17 protein-coding genes and 1 pseudogene are annotated in these 18,998 nt (G+C 65.7%); 5 read left to right on the plus strand and 13 right to left on the minus strand.

Annotated features, from left to right (window positions below):
• Positions 1–39 precede the first annotated feature (39 nt).
• The 6 genes from ag85A to glf form a co-directional block, all read right to left on the minus strand.
• Positions 40–1,104, minus strand: a complete 1,065-nt coding sequence (ag85A, locus tag ACLP9N_RS03075) for a diacylglycerol acyltransferase/mycolyltransferase Ag85A (protein ID WP_442406014.1) — start codon at positions 1,102–1,104, stop codon at positions 40–42.
• Between the two features lie 342 nt (positions 1,105–1,446).
• Positions 1,447–3,426, minus strand: a complete 1,980-nt coding sequence (gene aftB, locus ACLP9N_RS03080) for a terminal beta-(1->2)-arabinofuranosyltransferase (RefSeq protein ID WP_442406029.1) — start codon at positions 3,424–3,426, stop codon at positions 1,447–1,449.
• Positions 3,413–4,330, minus strand: coding sequence for a decaprenyl-phosphate phosphoribosyltransferase (locus tag ACLP9N_RS03085; RefSeq protein ID WP_442406015.1), 918 nt, complete (start codon positions 4,328–4,330; stop codon positions 3,413–3,415). Before ACLP9N_RS03085 ends, aftB begins: the two co-directional genes overlap by 14 nt.
• On the minus strand, positions 4,327–4,860 hold the full coding sequence (locus ACLP9N_RS03090) for a phosphatase PAP2 family protein (protein WP_442406016.1): 534 nt from the start codon (positions 4,858–4,860) through the stop codon (positions 4,327–4,329). Before ACLP9N_RS03090 ends, ACLP9N_RS03085 begins: the two co-directional genes overlap by 4 nt.
• On the minus strand, positions 4,853–6,766 hold the full coding sequence (locus tag ACLP9N_RS03095; protein ID WP_442406017.1) for a glycosyltransferase: 1,914 nt from the start codon (positions 6,764–6,766) through the stop codon (positions 4,853–4,855). The genes ACLP9N_RS03090 and ACLP9N_RS03095 overlap by 8 nt, the downstream gene beginning before the upstream one ends.
• On the minus strand, positions 6,763–7,962 hold the full coding sequence (glf, locus tag ACLP9N_RS03100; protein ID WP_442406018.1) for a UDP-galactopyranose mutase: 1,200 nt from the start codon (positions 7,960–7,962) through the stop codon (positions 6,763–6,765). The genes ACLP9N_RS03095 and glf overlap by 4 nt, the downstream gene beginning before the upstream one ends.
• A 252-nt stretch (positions 7,963–8,214) precedes the next feature.
• Here glf and ACLP9N_RS03105 point away from each other — a divergent pair, with 252 nt between their 5' ends.
• The 4 genes from ACLP9N_RS03105 to ACLP9N_RS03120 all read left to right on the plus strand — a co-directional run bounded on the left by ACLP9N_RS03105 (position 8,215) and on the right by ACLP9N_RS03120 (position 13,037).
• Positions 8,215–9,309, plus strand: coding sequence for a PirG (locus ACLP9N_RS03105; RefSeq protein ID WP_442406019.1), 1,095 nt, complete (start codon positions 8,215–8,217; stop codon positions 9,307–9,309).
• A 158-nt stretch (positions 9,310–9,467) separates the two neighbouring features.
• The gene (locus ACLP9N_RS03110) at positions 9,468–11,072 is read left to right on the plus strand and encodes an N-acetylmuramoyl-L-alanine amidase (protein WP_442406020.1); all 1,605 of its coding nucleotides are present in this window, start codon (positions 9,468–9,470) and stop codon (positions 11,070–11,072) included.
• Between the two features lie 43 nt (positions 11,073–11,115).
• Positions 11,116–12,135: a type III PLP-dependent enzyme gene (locus tag ACLP9N_RS03115; RefSeq protein WP_442406021.1), complete on the plus strand. Its 1,020-nt coding sequence runs from the start codon at positions 11,116–11,118 to the stop codon at positions 12,133–12,135.
• Between the two features lie 5 nt (positions 12,136–12,140).
• The gene (locus tag ACLP9N_RS03120) at positions 12,141–13,037 is read left to right on the plus strand and encodes a spermidine synthase (RefSeq protein WP_442406022.1); all 897 of its coding nucleotides are present in this window, start codon (positions 12,141–12,143) and stop codon (positions 13,035–13,037) included.
• A gap of 56 nt (positions 13,038–13,093) precedes the next feature.
• Here the strand turns inward: ACLP9N_RS03120 and ACLP9N_RS03125 are convergent, their stop codons facing one another.
• The 7 genes from ACLP9N_RS03125 to ACLP9N_RS03155 all read right to left on the minus strand — a co-directional run bounded on the left by ACLP9N_RS03125 (position 13,094) and on the right by ACLP9N_RS03155 (position 18,709).
• Complete coding sequence (locus ACLP9N_RS03125) at positions 13,094–13,561, minus strand: DUF350 domain-containing protein (RefSeq protein WP_442406023.1); 468 nt, start codon at positions 13,559–13,561, stop codon at positions 13,094–13,096.
• Positions 13,562–13,577: 16 nt separating this feature from the next.
• Positions 13,578–14,744: a glutathionylspermidine synthase family protein gene (locus ACLP9N_RS03130; protein WP_442406024.1), complete on the minus strand. Its 1,167-nt coding sequence runs from the start codon at positions 14,742–14,744 to the stop codon at positions 13,578–13,580.
• Positions 14,741–15,403, minus strand: coding sequence for a hypothetical protein (locus ACLP9N_RS03135; RefSeq protein WP_442406025.1), 663 nt, complete (start codon positions 15,401–15,403; stop codon positions 14,741–14,743). Before ACLP9N_RS03135 ends, ACLP9N_RS03130 begins: the two co-directional genes overlap by 4 nt.
• Before the next feature lie 112 nt (positions 15,404–15,515).
• Positions 15,516–16,334, minus strand: coding sequence for an HAD family hydrolase (locus ACLP9N_RS03140; protein WP_442406026.1), 819 nt, complete (start codon positions 16,332–16,334; stop codon positions 15,516–15,518).
• Positions 16,335–16,366: 32 nt separating this feature from the next.
• A complete protein-coding gene (locus tag ACLP9N_RS03145; protein ID WP_442406027.1) occupies positions 16,367–17,152 on the minus strand; it encodes a lysophospholipid acyltransferase family protein in 786 nt (261 codons plus the stop codon).
• Positions 17,153–17,170: 18 nt separating this feature from the next.
• Positions 17,171–17,926, minus strand: a complete 756-nt coding sequence (locus ACLP9N_RS03150; RefSeq protein WP_442406028.1) for a lysophospholipid acyltransferase family protein — start codon at positions 17,924–17,926, stop codon at positions 17,171–17,173.
• Positions 17,927–17,929: 3 nt separating this feature from the next.
• Positions 17,930–18,709: a lysophospholipid acyltransferase family protein gene (locus ACLP9N_RS03155; RefSeq protein WP_442406030.1), complete on the minus strand. Its 780-nt coding sequence runs from the start codon at positions 18,707–18,709 to the stop codon at positions 17,930–17,932.
• Positions 18,710–18,769: 60 nt separating this feature from the next.
• Between ACLP9N_RS03155 and ACLP9N_RS03160 the strand changes: the two are divergent.
• Positions 18,770–18,998, plus strand: a pseudogene (locus ACLP9N_RS03160) (aminoglycoside 3'-phosphotransferase); the annotation flags it as partial.

Consider the following 18,998-nt stretch of genomic DNA (forward strand, 5'->3'; position numbering starts at 1 on the left):
GGTCGCCGCCGCCAGTCGGTTGTTTTTCAGCCCAGGTGTTTACTGGCCCTGGTTGCCGGCGGGGTTGGCACCCGTGCCGGCGCCGGCGGGGCTAGTGGGGCCGGTGTTGGGCGTGGCGCCCAGCACACGCTGCAGGTCAGGCTTCATGGCGTTGACCTGTGCGCCCCAGTACGGCCAGTCGTGCGTGCCGTTGGCGTCGAAGTTGAACACCGCGTTGTGACCACCGGCTGCGTTGTACGCGTCCTGGAACTTCAGGTTGCTGGTCCGGACGAAGCCCTCGAGGAACTTCGCGGGCAGGTTGTCGCCACCGAGGTCGGACGGCTTGCCGTTGCCGCAGTACACCCAGATGCGGGTGTTGTTGGCGACCAGCTTCCCGATCTGCAGCGACGGGTCGTTGCGCTGCCAGGCGGGGTCCTCCTTCGGGCCCCACATGTCCGAGGTCTTGTAGCCGCCCGCGTCGCCCATGGCCAGGCCGATCAGCGTCGGTCCCATGCCCTGCGACGGGTCCAGCAGCGCCGACAGCGAACCGGCGTAGACGAACTGGTCGGGGTGGTAGGCCGCCAGGATCAGTGCCGACGACCCAGCCATCGACAGGCCGACCGCGGCGCTGCCGGTCGGCTTGACCTGCTTCTGCGACGACAGGTACTGCGGCAGCTCACTGGTCAGGAAGGTCTCCCACTTGTAGGTGGTGCAGCCTGCCTTGCCGCAGGCTGGCTTGTACCAGTCCGAGTAGAAGCTGGACTGCCCGCCGACCGGCATGACGACCGAAATGCCCGACTGGTAGTACCACTCGAACGCCGGGGTGTTGATGTCCCAACCGTTGAAGTCGTCCTGCGCGCGCATACCGTCGAGCAGGTACAGCGCGGGCGAGTTGGCACCGCCGCTCTGGAACTGCACCTTGATATCGCGGCCCATGCCCGCGGAGGGCACCTGCAGGTATTCCACCGGCAGGCCCGGGCGAGAGAATGCCCCGGCGGTTGTCGGGCCCCCCACGATGCCGATCAGACCCGACAGCAGGGCCGCTCCCACGGCACCCACCACGAGCCGGCGCGGCTTGAATATTCCTGCCGCTACGGCACCGCGAAACCTGTTAACAAGTTTCATGCTTTGCTTCCTCATCCTTTCGGCCGCATCCCCCGCATGGGCGCGTCTTCTGGGCTTAATTGGGTTTCCGACTGCACACGTCAGGCGCGGCAGTGCCCGTGTAGTCAATCACAACTTCGCCCGCGCGCTCGCATCGAGCGCGTTGCTTTGGCGGTAATTCACAGCGCTTTTCGGGCCGGCCGCGGCGAGCAAAACAGCTGTTTCCGCATGTGCCTGGGCGGGGTCGCCCGCTGGTGAGCGCTCGATTGTGACTTTGCTGTCAGTATTCGCGGGCCGAGCGCATCCGATCGCGACTGTGATTTTTTCGGCACCCGTCCCACTCCACCCCAAAAAGCCGTCAGTTCAATCGCGGGGAGGCGCGGGGGGTACGTCGGGCACCGGGAGCCCACACCGGGCGAGTTCGTAAAGCGGAACGCGGTCGATCCGGTAGCCGGTGAACTGAAACGAATTCACGAAGTTGGACACGAATCGATGCGTGGTCATCGGAGCACGCACCGAACTCAGCACCGCCTTTGTCTCGGGGCATTGCAGGGCCGCCACCGCCTGGGCGACCCAGGTCTGATCCAGGTAGCCGGGAATGCCCGGATACCGCTTCACCCAAGGGCCGTCGGCGATGACCCAGTCCGGGAAGAGGTTTTTGTCATGCCCGATCCGGCCGTGCTTCAGGCGTTCCGTGTGCTGGGCAATCGGGTTTGCCAGCCCGATCTGGTCGATCACCCTGACGTCCAGCCCGACGTTCATGCCCACCATGCCGAGGTTGGTGAAAAACACCGCATGCTGCGGCTTTTGGTCAGCCGGGGCAGCTCCCGGTTTCGGCGGGAGCGGCGAAATCATAGGCACCAGGTCCCACTGGGTGTAGTTGCCGGACGGCAACAGCAAGGCTCCGTCGGGAGTGTTGTCGAGCGCGGTCAGGATGGCAGCCATCCTCGGGTAGTCCAGGTAGTCGGCGGCGGTCAGCGGATGTGCGTGCCCGGTGGCCTGCGCATAGAAGCGGCGCTCGTCGACGATCCCGGAGTAGGTGACGCGGGTGGCGTCATCACCCATGCCGGGTGAGTTCGCCGCCCACAACGACCAGCCCGCGACGCCCAGCCAGAGCAGGCCGGCGGCACCGGCCAGCCAATAGCCCGCCTCCCGCGAATAGCGCGAATGGTCAGTCCGGTCCGGGATCGGAACCGGTATCACGGCCACCGGAGCCAGCAAACAAAAGAGCGGCGCCAGCAACACCCGGGCGTGCATGAAGTCGCCGCCTTGCCGGATCCAGTACAACGCCTGCAGGAGTCCGCTGACCAGCACAAAGGCCACCGCGGCCGGCGGGCTTTGCACCGCGCGGGCCAGCCGGCCGTAGTTGGGGGACTCCATCGGGCGCACGAACGACGGCCGCCGACGAATCACCACCAACAACACGCCCAGCGGTACCAGCAACAGCACCGGCAGCCAGAGCGCGTAGGGCTGGGTGAAATTCGCCAGATAGACCATGCCCTGTGACCACTTGTCTCCGGCCGCATCCTTGGCCAGCGCGGTACCGGGCACCAGCAGGCCGTAGTAGCCCATCCGAAAGATCTCGTAAGCGACCGGCAGAAATCCCCCAGCCACCACAATGAGCACACGATTGCGCCAGGTCCGGGCCGCGACGAGCATCATGATCAGGGCCAGCCCGCCCATCAGCGCCAGCTCGGGCCGGACCAACACGGAAAACCCCGCGACGAAGGCAAGCGCACCGGTGAAAGCCTGGCTGTCCGAACGGTTCCGCAGCGGCTGCGACCAGCACACCATCATCCACCACAGCAAACCCAGATAAGCCAGTGTCAACCCGCTCTCCAGACCGGACGTGGCGAAGTCACGCGAAGGTGGCAGCGCGATGTAGACCAGCGCCCCGGCGGGCAGCATGATCGCCCTGCGGCCCCGCAGGCTGGGTGCATACAACCGGCCCGTACCCAGCATGAGCAGCGCCACGCCCAGCAGGGAAAGCACCAGCGCCAGGGCTAACGCCACGTACTCCATGCGCAGCGGTCCGCCGACCCAGCTTCCCGCGTACATCAGATAGGTCCACGCCGTCGAGGTGTTCGCCTCGACCCGCTCGCCCTGGTTGAACACCGGCCCGTTGCCGGCCAACAGATTTCGCACGGTCCGCAGCACGATCAGCCCGTCGTCGGCGATCCAGCGCCGTTGCCAGCTGCCCCAACCGAACAGCACGACGACCACCAACACGCTCAGCCACAGGCTGATCCGGACCACACGCTGGTACGGGAACACCGGCCGGGTCACCCGCGTCGCGCGGCGGGAAGCCAACGCCGTCGCGAGCCTGGGACTAGCCGAAGGCAACAGCGGCACCAAGTGTTCCGATCCATACCACGAACAGCAGCTGCAATACCCGGTCACGCAACGCGATCTCTTCGGGCTCCCCCGCGAGCCCGCCGTCGACATCCACCGCGTAGCGCAGGATCGCGACGGTGAACGGAACCATTGACACCGAGAACCAGCCCGCCGAGCCGTGGTCACGCTCGAAGGCCCACAGCCCGTAGCACATCACCACTGCGGTGGCCGACAACGTCCAGACGAACCGCAGATAGGTGCCGGTGTAGCTTTCCAGCGCCTTACGGATCGCTGCGCCGGTGCGCTCGGCCAATTGCAGCTCGGCGTAGCGCTTGCCGGCCGCCATGAACAGCGACCCGAACGCCATGATCAGTAAAAACCACTGTGATAGCCGGGTGTCGGTGGCAGCGCCCCCGGCAATGGCCCGGAGCAAAAAACCCGACGACACCACGCAGATGTCCACCACCGCTTGGTGTTTGAGGCCGAAGCAATAGCCCAACTGCACGGCGATATAGACCGCCATCACCACCGCCAGGTTTGGCGTCAGCCACCGGGCCAGCCCGAGCGAAGCCGCTGCGAGCACGACGGCCAGGGTGTAGGCCAGCCATTCGGGCACCACGCCGGCGGCGATCGGGCGAAACCGCTTGGTGGGGTGTTCGCGGTCGGCCTCGACGTCGCGGACGTCGTTGACCAGGTAAACCGCGGAGGCCGCCAGGCTGAACACCACGAAGGCCACCGTCACCTGGATTCCCAGTTGACCGTAGTCGTAGCGGTGGCCGTGGCCCGCCGCGCTCAACGGCGCGGCCAAAACCAGCACGTTTTTCACCCATTGCCGCGGGCGGATCGCCTTGACCACGCCGGTGATCAGATTCGCCGGGGGTTCGATCACGACGGCTTGACCGTCTTCACTCATCTACGCCACATCTCCCGCATTCGGACGGCGATCCCCGCGACGGCGGCGCCAAGACCGATACCGAAAGCCACGTCGCTGGGATAGTGCACCCCCAGCAGTATCCGCGAAAGTGCCATCGGCGGGACGAGCAACACGGGTAGCGGCAACCCGGTGACGCGACCCATCAAAATCGCCGCCGCCGTGGTGGAGGTGGCATGCGCCGACGGGAAGCTCAGCTGGCTGGGTGTGCCGACGTTCACCGCGACGGCCGGATGATGCGGCCGTTTGCGCCGAACCACCCGCTTGACCAGCACAGCGGCCGCGTGGGCGGCGAACGCGCCGGCCCCGGCCACCAGCCAGTCCTCGCGGCGGCGCGGCATCAGGAGTGCACCGAGTAGCGACACGGCGACCCAGCCGATGCTGTGCTCCCCGAAGTGGGAGAGCCCGCGCGCCGTGGTCAGCAGACCCGGGCGGTCAGCCAGCGCCGATTGGACGGCAACCATCGCGGCAACCTCGCCGCGCGGCGGCGCCGGAAGAGGGGTGTCAGGCATGCTCGGGCTTGCTGTCTGCCGATGGCAGCAACGCCGTCTCCCACTTCTGCTTGCTGGACAGCACGGGCAGCGCGTCCCGGTACACCCTGCGCATCTCGTCGAAGCGGCTTGCCAGTCGGCGCTGACGGCGCAGCGACTTGAGCAACAGCGAGAACATCTTGCGGCGGTCGCGCTGGCGGTAGACCACGCCGCACCCGTCGGCCGTGGTGACGGTGACCCCGTCGACCGTGCACAGCCGGAACCAGCGCGCGTCCTGCGTCGGCACGTTGAACTCGGGGCGCTCGTGGGATTCGGGATCCGCCTGGGTGAGGTTGTGCAGGATGCCGCGGGCCAGCCGGTAGCTGATGGACAGCGGGTTGACCGGCGGCTTCATCGCCTTGCTTTGGTGCGACGGTGCCGGCAGTTCGCTGGCCGCCGGTAGGACGACGGCATCCGGGAATTCCTTGCGCAGGCGGTGCACTTCGGGCAGGGCCGATTCCAGAATCGAAAAGATGTGTTCGGGCCCGGCGAGGAAGTCGTCGATGGCCCTGTTCTGGATTGCCACCGTTGAATATTCAAGGCAGGCAAGGTGTTTCAGCGTCGCCTTCAGATGGCTGCGGATCAGGCCGGAGACTCGCCTTTTTGGGCCGTCCCAGTGCAGCGCCGCGACCACCAACCGGTTGCGCAGATGGAAGTAGGCCTGCCAGTCGATGGCGTCGTCTTTGTCGCTCCAGGCCATGTGCCAGATCGCGGCACCGGGCAGCGTCACCGTCGGGTAGCCGTGCTCACCGGCCCGCAGGCCGTATTCGGCGTCGTCCCATTTGATGAACAGCGGCAACGGCTGTCCAAGCTCCTCGGCGACCTGCCGCGGGATCATGCACGTCCACCAGCCGTTGAAGTCGACGTCGATGCGCCGGTGCAGTAGCGCGCTCCGATCGTTCTTGTCGCTCAGCGGGTATTCGGCGAAGTCGTGGTCGTACTCGGCGTGCGGCGCGGCGGTCCACATGAAGTTCGACTGGTTGACGACCTCGCCCATGATGTGCAGGTGCGACGGCTCCTGCAGGTTGAGCATCTGACCGCCGATCAGCATCGGGGACTTGGCGAATCGGTTCATCGCCAGCACCCGCAGAATCGAATCCGGCTCGATGCGGATGTCGTCGTCCATGAACAGAATCTGTTGACAGGCGGTGTTTTTCAGCGCCTCGTACATCACCCGGCTGTAACCACCGGAACCGCCGAGGTTGGGCTGGTCGTGGATGGAGAGCCGATTACCCAGACCCGCGGCCGCTGCCGGAAAATCCGGGTGATCGCGCACCTTGCGGGCGCCCTGATCCGGGACAATCGCAGCACCAATTACCTTGTCCACCAATGGATCTGCGGTGAGATCGGCCAGCGCATTGACGCAGTCGGCAGGGCGGTTGAACGTCGGGATGCCGACCGCGATGTTGGCCGTACCCGGAGCGGGTTCGGTCGCATACCAACCTCCGCTGACCAGGCTGACCGCGGTGTCGGTGGTGATGTCGAACCAGATCCAGCCGCCGTCCTCGAACGACTTGAGCGGCACCTCCAACTCGACGACGGCCGGCTGATCGTCGGTGCCGACGAATTGGCGGCCCTCCACAGAGATCCGCACCCCCGTGGCCTTGGTCCGGTACAGGTCGACGCGGCCGGCGCCGGTCAGCTCGACCCGCAACACCACCGACTGGCAGATCGTCCAGCGCCGCCAGTAGCTGGCCGGGAATGCGTTGAAGTACGTGGCGAACGAGACTTCGGACTCCGCACCGATTTGCAGGGAGGTGCGCGTCGTCGCATGCGCACGCCGGGCGTTGGTGGTCGATTCCTCCAGGTAGAGCTTGCGTACGTCGAGCGGTTCACCCGGACGCGGCAGGATTATTCGAGACAGCAGGCTTACCCCGGCACGAGTCATGCGCGCGCGCCTTCCTTTTCCACTAGATCCGCGCCGTCGCGTAGGTGCGGCGCGAGGGTGTTGTCATACATGTTCAATGCGCTGGCAATGGCCATGTGCATATCCAGATACTGGTAGGTACCCAGCCGGCCACCGAAAAGCACCTTCGATGAGGCGGTTTCGGCCTTCGCCCTGGCCCGGTATGCGGCCAACAGGGCGCGGTCGGCCTCGGTGTTGATCGGGTAGTAAGGCTCGTCGTCGTCTTCGGCGAACCGGGAGTACTCCCGCATGATCACCGTCTTGTCGGTGGGATAGTCACGCTCGAGGTGGAAGTGGCGGAACTCGTGGATGCGGGTGTAGGGCACGTCGAGATCGTTGTAGTTCATTACCGGCGTGCCCTGGAAATCCCCGATCGGTAACACTTCCACCTCGAAGTCCAGTGTGCGCCAACCGAGTCGGCCTTCGGCGTAATCGAAATAGCGATCCAACGGGCCCGTGTACACCACCGGGGCGTCGGGACTGTCCGCACGCAGTTGCTCGCGGACGTCGAACCAGTCGGTGTTCAGCCTTACCTCGATGCGGTCGTCGGCGGCCATCTTCTCCAACCAGGCGGTGTAACCGTCGGCCGGCAAACCCTCATAGGTGTCGCTGAAATAGCGGTTGTCGAAGGTGTAGCGCACCGGCAGGCGATTGATGACGGCGGCCGGAAGCTCGACGGGGTCGGTCTGCCACTGCTTGGCGGTGTAGCCCTTGACGAACGCCTCATAGAGCGGCCGGCCGATCAGCGAGATGGCCTTCTCCTCGAAATTGGCGGCGTCGGTTGCTGAGAATTCAGAGGCTTGCTCGGCGATTAGCTGCCGAGCTTCGTCGGGTGTGAAGTACTTGCCGAAGAACTGCGACACCAGGCCCAGGCCCATCGGGAATTGGTAGGCCTGCCCGTTGTGCATCGCGAACACCCGGTGGCGGTAGTCGGTGAACTCGGTGAACTGGCGCACGTAATCCCAGACCCTCTTATTAGAGGTGTGGAAGAGGTGGGCACCGTACTTGTGGACCTCGATGCCGGTCTGCGGTTCGGCTTCGGAATACGCGTTGCCGCCGATGTGCGGGCGCCTATCCACGATCAGCACGCGCTTGTCCAACTGGGTAGCCACGCGCTCGGCGACCGTCAGACCGAAGAATCCGGACCCGACGACGAGAAGGTCAAAACGAACGGTCATCGGTTGCCTAGGTTATCCGACCGCGGGGAAATAACCCCATTTGACGACGTGACGGGGCCGCGGTTCGGGCAGGTGAGGCCACCGCGCCGTGTGTTGCGGTCAGAGTACCGATTGCCTCACGATTCGATATCGCCACTCTAGTCACACCAATCTCACTCGTACCATCAACTGCGTGGGGTTCATGTCTGTACCCGGTGGTTTGAGTGCAGACATGGCCCGACACATCAGATAGCCCAAATGGAGGAGACTTCCGTGCCGAACCGACGCCGACGCAAGCTCTCGACAGCCATGAGCGCGGTCGCCGCCCTGGCAGTCGCGAGTCCATGCGCTTACTTCCTGGTTTACGAATCGACCGAAAGCAACAAACCGCCGCAGCACCACGAGTTCAAGCAGGCGGCGGTTGTTACCGACCTGCCCGGCGAGCTGATGGGCGCGCTGACGCAAGGACTGTCGCAGTTTGGGATCAACCTGCCGCCAGTCCCTGCGCTGAGCGGGACCAGCGCCACCAGCACCGGGTTGACGAGTCCGGGCCTGGGCAGCCCGGGCCTGGGTACCACGGGCTTGACGGGTACCGGCGGGCTCACCAGCCCAGGTCTGACAAGCCCCGGTCTGACAAGTCCCGGTCTGACCAGCCCGGGTCTGACGCCGGCGGCCGCTGCAGGTACTGGCCCCGGCCTGACCACGCCCAGCACCGCGCTGACGCCGACGACGCCGATTACGCCGGGTGCGGCGGCTGCAACCACTCCGAACCCCGTACTCACCAGTCCGGCCGGAGTCGCACCCGGCATGGGCAGTCCGATCGCGGCTCCCAGTGAGGTGCCGATCACGGACCCGGGCGCCGACGGCACCTACCCGATCCTCGGTGACACCTCCGGGCTCGGCGGTGGCGGACTGGGGGCCAGCCCGGCCGCCAGCGGCGGCGGTGGCGGTGGCGGCGGGCTCATCAATGACTTGATGCAAACCGCGAACCAGTTGGGTGCTAGCCAGGCCATCGACCTGCTCAAGGGCCTGATAATGCCGGCGATCATGCAGGGCGTCCAGCACGGCGGCGCCGGAGCGGCCGCGGGCGCGCCGGGTGCCGCCCTGCCGACCGGCGGGGTGCCGGGTGCTGCCGGCCTGCCCGGTGCTGCCGGCCTGCCAGGTGCCGCCGGCCTGCCGGGTGCCGCCCTGCCGACCGGCGCAGCGCACGGCGCCGCGGCCCTGCCGACCGGCGCAGCGCCCGCTGCTGCCCTGCCCACCGGCGCGGCTCCGGCGGCGGCAGGGGCTGCAGGACTACCGGCCGCAGCAGGGACCGCGGCAGCTCCGGCTGCGGCGGCACCGGCCGCCCCGCTGGCGCCACCGATGTAAGGCCTCGAAAGGGCCCAAAAGCACCTTCACTACCTGTTACCTGACGGCACCGCAGAGTCACATCTCTGCGGTGCCGTCGAACGCGCTTTCGTGGAGTTTCTGCCCTATATACCGTGTCGCCTCATAAATAACAATAGAAACACACGTAACATCGCCTGGTGGTGTCCCGCAGCCGTGCGCCGACGATGTTGCTCACCGCTTTCGCGGCGACCGTCGTCATCGTGTCGTGGATCGTGGACCCGACACACGAAAGCGGTCCTACCGCTGCCCCGGGTCATGACACCCAACTCGCCGAGCACCCGCTGATCGGGCTCGGCGGCGGCGTCACCGTTCGCGAAGTGACCCAGGGCCTCCCGTTTTCATTGGTTGCGCTCACCGGCGACCTGGCCGGTACCTCCATGCGCGTGCGGGCCAAGCACACCGATGGTTCGTGGGGACCCTGGTACCAGACCGACTATGAAACCGGTGGGGCCGATGCGGCGGGACCCCGCAGCACGGATCCGGTGTTCGTGGGCGCCACCACGTCCGTGCAGGTTGCGGTCACCCGCCCGATCGATGCGCAGGTGACCCAGGCGCCAGCAGAGCCACCACCGAGCCTGGGATACAAACCGGCTACCAAGGAACAGCACTTCGGGCAGAACATCTCCGCGATACTTATTTCCCCGCCGCAGGCACCGGCCAGGTCGCAGTGGACACCCCCGGCCGGAGTGCTGATGCCGGGCCAGGCGCCCGCCATCATCAGCCGAGCGGATTGGGGCGCCGACGAGTCACTACGGTGCGGTACCCCAAAGTACGACAATGGAATTCGCGCCGCGGTGATTCACCACACCGTGGGTAGCAATGACTACTCGCCGCTGGAGTCGGCCGGTATCGTCAAGGCAATCTACACCTACCACGCGAAGACGCTGGGCTGGTGCGACATCGCGTACAACGCGTTGGTCGACAAATACGGCCAGGTCTTCGAGGGCAGCGCCGGAGGACTCACCAAACCCGTCGAGGCGTTCCACACCGGCGGGTTCAACAGCAACACCTGGGGTGTGGCCATGATCGGCAATTTCGACGATGTGCCACCGACGCCGCTCCAGGTACGAACCGTGGGCCGGCTGCTCGGCTGGCGCCTGGGCATGGACAACGTCGACCCCAAGGGCACGGTGGCACTGGAATCGGCCGGTAGCCACTACACCACCTTTCCGGCCGGTGCCATAGCGACGCTGCCGACCATCTTCACCCACCGCGACGTCGGCAACACCGACTGCCCGGGCAACGCCGCGTACGCGCTGATGGACGAGATCCGGGACATCGCCTCACATTTCAACGATCCACCCGAGGAACTGATCAAGGCGCTCGAAGGCGGCGCGATCTACGAGCACTGGCAGGCGATCGGCGGCATGAACAGCGTCCTGGGTGCACCGACCTCGCCGGAGGATGACGCGGAGGGTGGGGGCCGCTACGCCACGTTTGTCAGGGGTGCGATGTACTGGTCGCCGGCCACCGGCCCCCAACCCGTCACCGGCGCGATCTACGACGCCTGGGCCTCGCTGAGCTACGAACGCGGTGTGCTCGGACTGCCCACCAGCGCGGAGATCCAAGAGCCGCTGCAGATCACGCAGAACTTCCAGCACGGCACGTTGAACTTCGAGCGGCTCACCGGCAACGTCACCGAGGTCGTCGACGGAATCATCACGCCGGTCTCGACGCAAACCGCGAGCGCACCGACGGTGCCGCCCGAACACTTCTCGCCACCGACTCACCCGGCCATCTAGGCCAGAGTTTCCGGCCTGTGCTCAGGCCACTAGTCTGCGACGTGTGCCCGAGACGCCGTATCTGATCATCGATCTCGATCGGGTGCGCGAGAACTTCCACACTCTGCAAGCAGCACTACCCGATGCCCGGATCCGCTACGCAGTCAAGGCGAATCCGGCCGAACCCATCCTGCGTCTGCTCGCGGCCGAGGGCGCGGCCTTCGACGTCGCCTCGGTCGGCGAGATCGACTCGTGCACCTCCGCCGCTATCGGCGGCCGACTCTTGACGTTCGGCAACACCATCAAGAAGCCAGCAGACATATTTCGAGCATTCTCGCGCGGGGTGCGCAGGTTCACGTTCGACACCAAAGACGGTGTGGCCGCCATCGCCGAGCATGCCCCCGGGTCGAGCGTGGAATGCCGTATCGCACCGACGTTTCCGTCGTCGGTAACGGCGTTCGGCCACAAGTTCGGGTGCGCCCCCGCCGACGCTATAGCTCTGCTCAACCACGCCCGCGCTCTGGGACTTCGGCCGGAAGGCGTGTGCTTCCATGTCGGCTCGCAACAGCTCAAGCCGGCCGCGTGGGAGTTCGGAATACGTTGTGCCGAACCGGTCTTCGCCGCACTGGGCGACCTCACCATCATCAATGTCGGCGGTGGTTTCCCCGTCGCGTATGCAACCGGCGCACCCGAACTCGGCCTTATGGCCACCTCCATCATGACCGCGATGGAACGCCATTTCGGTTCGAGTCCACCGCAACTTGTGGTGGAACCGGGACGGGCGATCGTAGGACCCGCGGGCACCATCTGCTGCGAGGTGGTATCGGTGCGCGCCGGTACCGACGGCCGGCGCTGGGTGTATCTCGACATCGGTCGTTACGGCGGACTCGCCGAAACCGAGAATGAGTACATCCGGTACCGGTTGCGGACCCGCCGCGAGGGCGACCCCGTCGAGGACGCGGTGATCGCCGGCCCGACGTGCGACGGCGACGACGTGCTCTACGGGAGGTATCCGCTCCCCGTCACGCTCCGGGCAGGCGATCGGGTCGAAATCGCGGACGCCGGTGCCTACACAGCGAGCTAACGTCCGTGTCATTCAATGGATTCGCCCCGTTGCCAACGCATTTCGCGGGCCGCGCCCCAGCCGCGGACATCGTCGAGCCGCTGGCACCGGGGCTCACCCGCACGTGGCGGCTCTCGGAAGTCATCTGCGACGTGCGCACCGAATTCCAACATCTGGTGATCGGCCGCACGGAACAGGGCGTCGCGTTATTCAGCGACGGAGAACGACAGAGCACCGAGTTCAGCCAGCTCGTCTATCACGAGGCGCTGGTGGTGCCGGCGCTGCTGCTGGCGGACAAGATCGATCGCGTGCTCGTCATCGGCTCCGGCGAGGGGGTGGTCAGCCAGTTGGCGGTAGCCGCCGGCGCCACGCAGGTCGATCATGTCGATATCGACCGCGAGGCCGTGCGGCTGTGTGCGGAGCATCTGCCCTACGGGTATACGGCGGGCGAATTACTCACCGCGGAAAGGGGACTCGGCCCGGTCACCGTGCACTACCGCGACGGCTGGAGCTTCGTGGCCGAATCCAGTACGTCGTACGATGTCGTCGTCGTCGACCTTCCCGACGAGCGGACCGAACCCGTGCAGCACAACCGGTTGTACGACGTCGACTTCCTCAGAACGTGCCGCAATATCGGTCGCGTCGTGGTTTTCCAGGCTGGGTGCCCGACACTCTGGCGCAACGAGTCGCTGCAGTACTCGTGGCGACGATTTCACGAAACCTTCGACACCGTGGTGTATTTCGGCAGCGACGAACACGAGTGGGCGTTCCTGTCGGGACTGGCCGAAGCCGTGGCGGACCCGGTCGCGGCGATGTCGGCCCGCTTGGCGGCGCTGCCCTACCAACCACAGACCATCGACGCCGACTCGCTGATCGCGTCGACGATTCCACCGAAAACGCTGCGGGCCAACGCCCGTAGCTAGGCGTGCTTGCTCTCGTTCAGTGCTGCCGGTATTCACCGGATGACGCGTTGAGCGCGTCAGAGAATCGCGACCGCCACGACGATGCCGAGCGCGAACTGCGCCGCCGCGACCATGAGCGCCTCGTAGTTGAACTCGTCTGCCTGAAACAACGCGTCCATGTCGATGCCGATGACCAGGGTGGCGAATCTCATCATCACCACCTGCGCGACGATCCCGACGAGCCCGAAAATCGCTGAGCCGACGAGCCCTTCCACCAGCTTTCCCGACGACGCGTAGATCGCCAGCACCACGATGAGCGCCATGCTGACGATGCCCGCGGCGGCAACGACGATCGCGTTCGGCTTTCCCGCGTCGACCATCTTGCGCAGCGGTCCGGGTGTGGTGAGGTCGATGGCATAGAACCCGATCATCATCAGCACCAACCCGACGATCGCATACAGGACGATGGCACCGACCCCGCGGCCGAGCACATTCCAGTAACCCGCATCCCAATAGCCCGACAGCGCAACGCTTGTTGTCGTCATCGATGATCAACCCCATTCATTTCAGCGGAATTCGGTGCGGGACAAAAGCTGCGCCGTCGTCGGTTACCAGTCCGCCGGTCTCGCGGATGCCCAGCCCTGCCGACGAATCCCCGACGATCCATGCGCCCAGCGCGGGCCGCATGTCGTCGAATTGAGGCAACGGGTCCAGCAACTGGTAGACGAAACCTTCCTCGCCGTAGACGCCGCCGGTCGCGGTGTCCATGCCGGCGCCGACAATGGTGATGTTGGCTCCCTCGCGGCCGAGCTTGGGCTTGCGGACGTATTCGGTGAGCTCGTGCGGCTCGTCCAGGTAGGCCGGCAATAGGTTCGGGTGACCGGGATACATTTCCCACAGCACGGCCAGAATCGCTTTGTTGGACAGCAAGGTCTTCCACAGCGGTTCGATCCACATCGTCTGTGGCAGGCTCGACACCACGTTTTTGCCGAACTCGTCCTCGAGCACCCATTCCCAGGGGTGCAGCTTGAAGATCGTGTCGATCTGGGCCTCTTCCAAGTCGACGAACCGCTCCAGGGCGCTATCCCAACCGACGTCCTCGATCATCAGCCCGACGGTCGTAAAACCCGCCTCCGCCGCGGTCTCCTGCATGTAGGTCGTCGTGATCTGGTCCTCGCCGGTCGCTTCCACGCCGGACCAGGTGAAGTGCAATTCGCTGCTGGGCAGCAGATCCCGAACCACCTTCCAACGGTCGACCAGCTGCTCGTGCAGCGAGTTCCACTGGTCGTCGTTGGGGAACTTGTCTTTGAGCCAGTACCACTGCAGAATTGCGGCCTCGAGCAGCGTCGTGGGTGTATCCGCGTTGTACTCCAGCAGCGTCGCCGGTCGGCGCCCGTCGTAGCGCAAGTCGAAGCGTCCGTACACGTGCGGATCGGAACGACGCCATGATTCGGCGATCGGTTGCCAACTCCATTCTGGCAGCGCGAAATCCGCGTACCGCTCCATCAGGACCACCTGCTCGACGGCGTTCAGGCACATCGAATGCAGCAGCTCGACGTCGGCTTCGAGGGCCAGAATCTCGTCCATATCGAACTCGTAGTACACCGACTCGTCCCAGTACGGCCGGGCCGCGCCCCGCGCGTCACGCGCCGGCGTCCCGTACACCATTCCTTGCGATTCGACGATCGACCGCCAATTCGGTCGGGGCTGCGTCTTGTGGCGCTTCACGAGCCCCCGCCCTTGCCGCCACTGAGCTTGCCGCCCAGCCCTCCGCGCTGAATGGTGGTGCCCGACTTCGTCTTTACCGTCGCGCCGCTGGGTGCCGTGGTTGTACCACCGATCGGTGGCTGACCGACAGACCCCGAGCTGCCGTAGTAGTACCGGTACTGATGTCCGCCGAAAAAGAAGAAGCCGTTGAGTCCCGCGGTGTGACCGGTGCAGTAGTCATCGGGGACGATCACCGGCTGACCGTTGGTGTCGTCCCGCGCGCACTGGGCGGTGACGGTGGGCGCCGACAACGCCCAATATCCCAGGCCCGCAACCACACCCACCACCCCGACACCCGCCCCGGCGCCGATCAATCTGCGGTTTCGCTTGCGCCGCTTGGCTTCGGCTTCGAGTCGCGCCTCCTCGAGCTCCCGCTGCTTTTTGGCGAACTTCTCCCGCGCGCGCAACTCGGCGGGCGTCGGCGCGCGCGGCCGCGTCGTTTCCGCATCCTGGAACTCGACGCTGCCGCCGGATGGGTACTGCGCGGATTCGTCCTGCTCCGACCAGGCCAGTGGCGGTTGATGTTCGACTTGATGTTCGTCCGAGGGCTGCTCAACCGATTCGGTCTTGTCGCCCTCGGGCTCGCCGCTCGCCGGCGGTCGGTCTTCTTCTGACCCCATCAGCGGTCCTCCGCTCCGCTCAACTCGCCGCTCACGACGGTTCGGACGCGGCGGGCGTCAGGCCGGAACATGGGCACGCGGGCAGTTTCCCACATCGCAGCAGCGTACGACGCTAGATGCTCCACCAGCGTTCCAGTACTCGCGCGACACCGTCCTCGGTGTTGGGGCTGGTGACCTCGTCGGCGGCGGCCACTGTCTCGGGATGCGCGTTGCCCATCGCGACGCCGTGACCTGCGCGCAGCAGCATCGGCACGTCGTTGGGCATGTCCCCGAACGCCACTACCTCGTCGTCGCTGATCCCCAGCGGCCGGGCGATCTCTTCGACACCGGTCGCCTTGCTGATTCCCAGCGGCAGGATCTCCACCAGCCCGTTGTTGGTGGAGTAGGTGATATCACCCTCGATCCCGACATGCTTGGCCAGCTCGGCGGCCATATCCGCGCTGCGGGCACCGGCCTTGCGGATCAGCAGCTTGATGGCCGGCGCGCTCAGCAGGTCTTCGATCGACACCTCGGTGTTGTCCGGGTTGAGCCACGCGTGCTCGTAGCCGGGCGAGCTGACGAACTGGGGGGTCGCGGTGTCATGGGCGCTCTTACCGATCCGCTCGACGGCCAGGCCTGCACCCGGGATCGCGCGATTCGCGATCTCGGCCAACTCGCCGAGCAGGTCGACCGACAGCGTGCGCGCCGACAGCACCCGATCGGTCGCAGGGTCGTAGATCACCGCGCCGTTGGCGCAGGCTGCCATCGGCGCGAAGCCGAGCGCGTCGACGACGGGGCGCACCCAGCGCGGGGGCCGCCCGGTCGCCAGGATGAACTGCGCACCAGCCGCGACGGCGGCGCGCACGGCGTCGCGGGTGCGCGGGGTGATGGTTTCGTCGTCGTCGAACAATGTGCCGTCGACATCGCAGGCAATGAGGGCCGGCACCGTCATTTGTTGGTCATTGTTTGGATGTCATAGGACCGTCACTGCGATCCACTTTGCGACTGCCCGGGCCGCGTCACGCCATCGTGTCCGTACTTCCGGGCCCGCTCCTGCAGTTCGGCCAAACGGATCTGCCTGGAGTCGTCCCGGGTTGGCGCGCTGCCACCCAGCCGCCGCGGCACCCAGAACTCGCCTTCGGGGTGCGGATACTCCTCTTGCACTTTGTACAGCAACGCGGCCATCGCATTGCGAAGCGTGACGTTGAGTTGCTCGGGAGTGCCCTGTGGCGCCAGCGGCCGGCCGACGGCCACGGTGATCGGAACTTTGTTGCGGAACACCTTCTTCGGATGATCTTTGGGCCAAATCCGATGCGCACCCCAGACAATCACGGGAATTAGCGGCACCCGCGCCGCCAGCGCCATCCGTGCTGCGCCGGTCTTGAAGTCCCTTAGTTCGAAGCTGCGGCTGATGGTGGCCTCGGGATGCATCCCGATGAGTTCGCCCTCCCGCAGCCGCTGCACGGCTATCTCATACGCGTCGTGACCCATCGTGCGGTCCACCGGAATAAGCCTGGCGTGCTTGATCACATAGTTGACGGCCTTCACGTCGGCCATCTCGGCCTTGATCATGAAGTGCATGCGCCGGCCCCGCTCACGCACGGCGAACAACGGTGGAAGCCAGTCCAGATAGCTGGTGTGGTTCTGGGCAAGTATTGCACCGCCCCGCTGCGGAATGTTCTCGAGGCCATGGAACGTGAATTTGGTTCCGTTCATCGCGACGACCGGCGGAACGACCCACTCGCACAACCGGTAAAACGGCGCTGCCATCTCCCTCTCCTCCCGCCTCTACCGCGACTGGTGCGGTGTGCGGCTGGCGGCCCTGGCCGCAGCCTCGTCGGCCTCGATCCGAGCCGCCTCGTCCAACGTCGGGGCCCCTCCCCCCAGCCGGTGCGGCACCCAGTACGCCCCAGTCGGGTGAGGATACCGCTGCTGCACCTGGTTCAGCAGCGTGTTCATCGACTCACGCAGCGCGGCATCGGTCTGCGCAATGTCTTTGGTGGCGCGCAACGGCGCCCCCACCGAGACGGTGATCGGCACCTTGTTGCGACCGACATTTCTTGGATGGTCCTTGGTCCAGATCCGTTGCGTACCCCAGACGATCACGGGGACGATCGGGACATCGGCTTCGCTCGCCATGCGGGCGGCCCCGGTCTTGAACTCCTTGAGCTCGAAGCTGCGGCTGATGGTGGCCTCCGGATAGACCCCGACCAGCTCACCCTCGCGTAGCCGCTGCACGGCCACCGCATAGGCATCGGCCCCGGCGCCTCGATCCACCGGGATGGTTTTGGTGTGTTTGATCAGGAAGTTGACGATGTTCACCTGTTGCATCTCGGCCTTGATCATGAATCGCATCCGGCGGTGCCGGCGATGCATGGCCAGCGCGGCCGGTAGCCAGTCGACATAGCTGGTGTGGTTGATGGCGATCACGGCGCCGCCACGGTCGGGGATGTTCTCCTCGCCGAGGTAGGTGATTCGGCTCCCGCTGGCCAAGACGATCAGCTGAGTCAGGATCTCGAGGGTGCGAAAGGTTGGCTCGGCCATCGATCACTGCTCCGCCCCGCTGGCGTGATCGGCTCGTTGAGCGCGGCGAGCCGCCTTCTCCGCCGCCTCCTCGGCGTCCAGGCGGGTCGCCTCAGCTAACGAGGGCGCGCCCCCGCCCAGCCGGTGCGGCACCCAGAACTCTCCTGCCGGATGCGGCCCGTACTGCTCTTGCGCCTGTTCCAGCAGATGTTGCATCCGCGAGTGCAGCAGGCCGTTCAAATCCTCGATCGCCAGCGTCGGTTCAATCGGTTCGCCGACGAGCACCGTGATCGGCACTTTCGGGCGAAAAAGCTTCTTGGGGTGGCCCTTGGTCCAGATCCGCTGCGCGCCCCAGACGATGTGCGGAACGATCGGCACCCCGGCCGCGACCGCCATCCGGGCGGCTCCCGACTTGAACTCCTTGATCTCGAAGCTGCGGCTGATCGTCGCTTCGGGATAAACGCCGACCAGTTCACCGTCTTTCAAGCTCCGGACCGCGGCCTCGTAGGACGCGGCCCCACTTTGCCGGTCCACCGGGATGTGCCGCAGGCTACGCATGATCGGGCCGGTGATCTTGTGGTCGAAAACCTCTTGCTTGGCCATGTACCGGACTTTGCGGCCCAGTCCTTGTTGATAGGTGGGCAAACCCGCGAGCATGAAGTCGAGGTAGCCGGTATGGTTGATCGCGATGACGGCACCGCCGCTGGTGGGAATGTTCTCCACCCCGGTGACGGTGATCTTTAGCCCGTGCATGCGAAATATCAGGCGAGCAAGCTGGATGACAGTCCCGTATGCCGGTTCCACAGCCATTTAGCCTAGTGCTCCCGGCTGTGAGCCGCCTGAAGTGCCGAAAAGAGGCGCCCGCTGTCTGCCCCGTCCTACCCGTCAGCGCAGCCTGCGGTGCCCCTGCGGTCGTCAGCCGGTTCGCCGCGGGCAGGTCGGTGCGCGCGGTCTGGGTCAACGAGGAGGGCGGCGTGACCTTTCGAGTCGGTTCGGGCATCTCAGGCGTGGAGCACATCAAGGTGGCCAAGCAGCGGGCCGGGGGCTAACGCCGCCCGCTTCACCGAAGAAGCGCGCCGCCTGCGCTGGGCGG

The organism is Mycobacterium sp., from assembly GCF_052144515.1.
Classification (GTDB): Bacteria; Actinomycetota; Actinomycetes; order Mycobacteriales; family Mycobacteriaceae; genus Mycobacterium.

Excerpts from the sequence above, each read along its gene's own strand:
- ag85A (WP_442406014.1), bottom strand. The coding sequence starts at position 1,104 with ATGAAACTTGTTAACAGGTTTCGCGGTGCCGTAGCGGCAGGAATATTC.
- ACLP9N_RS03085 (WP_442406015.1), bottom strand. The coding sequence starts at position 4,330 with ATGAGTGAAGACGGTCAAGCCGTCGTGATCGAACCCCCGGCGAATCTG.
- ACLP9N_RS03090 (WP_442406016.1), bottom strand. The coding sequence starts at position 4,860 with ATGCCTGACACCCCTCTTCCGGCGCCGCCGCGCGGCGAGGTTGCCGCG.
- ACLP9N_RS03095 (WP_442406017.1), bottom strand. The coding sequence starts at position 6,766 with ATGACTCGTGCCGGGGTAAGCCTGCTGTCTCGAATAATCCTGCCGCGT.
- glf (WP_442406018.1), bottom strand. The coding sequence starts at position 7,962 with ATGACCGTTCGTTTTGACCTTCTCGTCGTCGGGTCCGGATTCTTCGGT.
- ACLP9N_RS03125 (WP_442406023.1), bottom strand. The coding sequence starts at position 13,561 with ATGACGACAACAAGCGTTGCGCTGTCGGGCTATTGGGATGCGGGTTAC.
- ACLP9N_RS03135 (WP_442406025.1), bottom strand. The coding sequence starts at position 15,403 with ATGGGGTCAGAAGAAGACCGACCGCCGGCGAGCGGCGAGCCCGAGGGC.
- ACLP9N_RS03140 (WP_442406026.1), bottom strand. The coding sequence starts at position 16,334 with ATGACGGTGCCGGCCCTCATTGCCTGCGATGTCGACGGCACATTGTTC.
- ACLP9N_RS03145 (WP_442406027.1), bottom strand. The coding sequence starts at position 17,152 with ATGGCAGCGCCGTTTTACCGGTTGTGCGAGTGGGTCGTTCCGCCGGTC.
- ACLP9N_RS03150 (WP_442406028.1), bottom strand. The coding sequence starts at position 17,926 with ATGGCCGAGCCAACCTTTCGCACCCTCGAGATCCTGACTCAGCTGATC.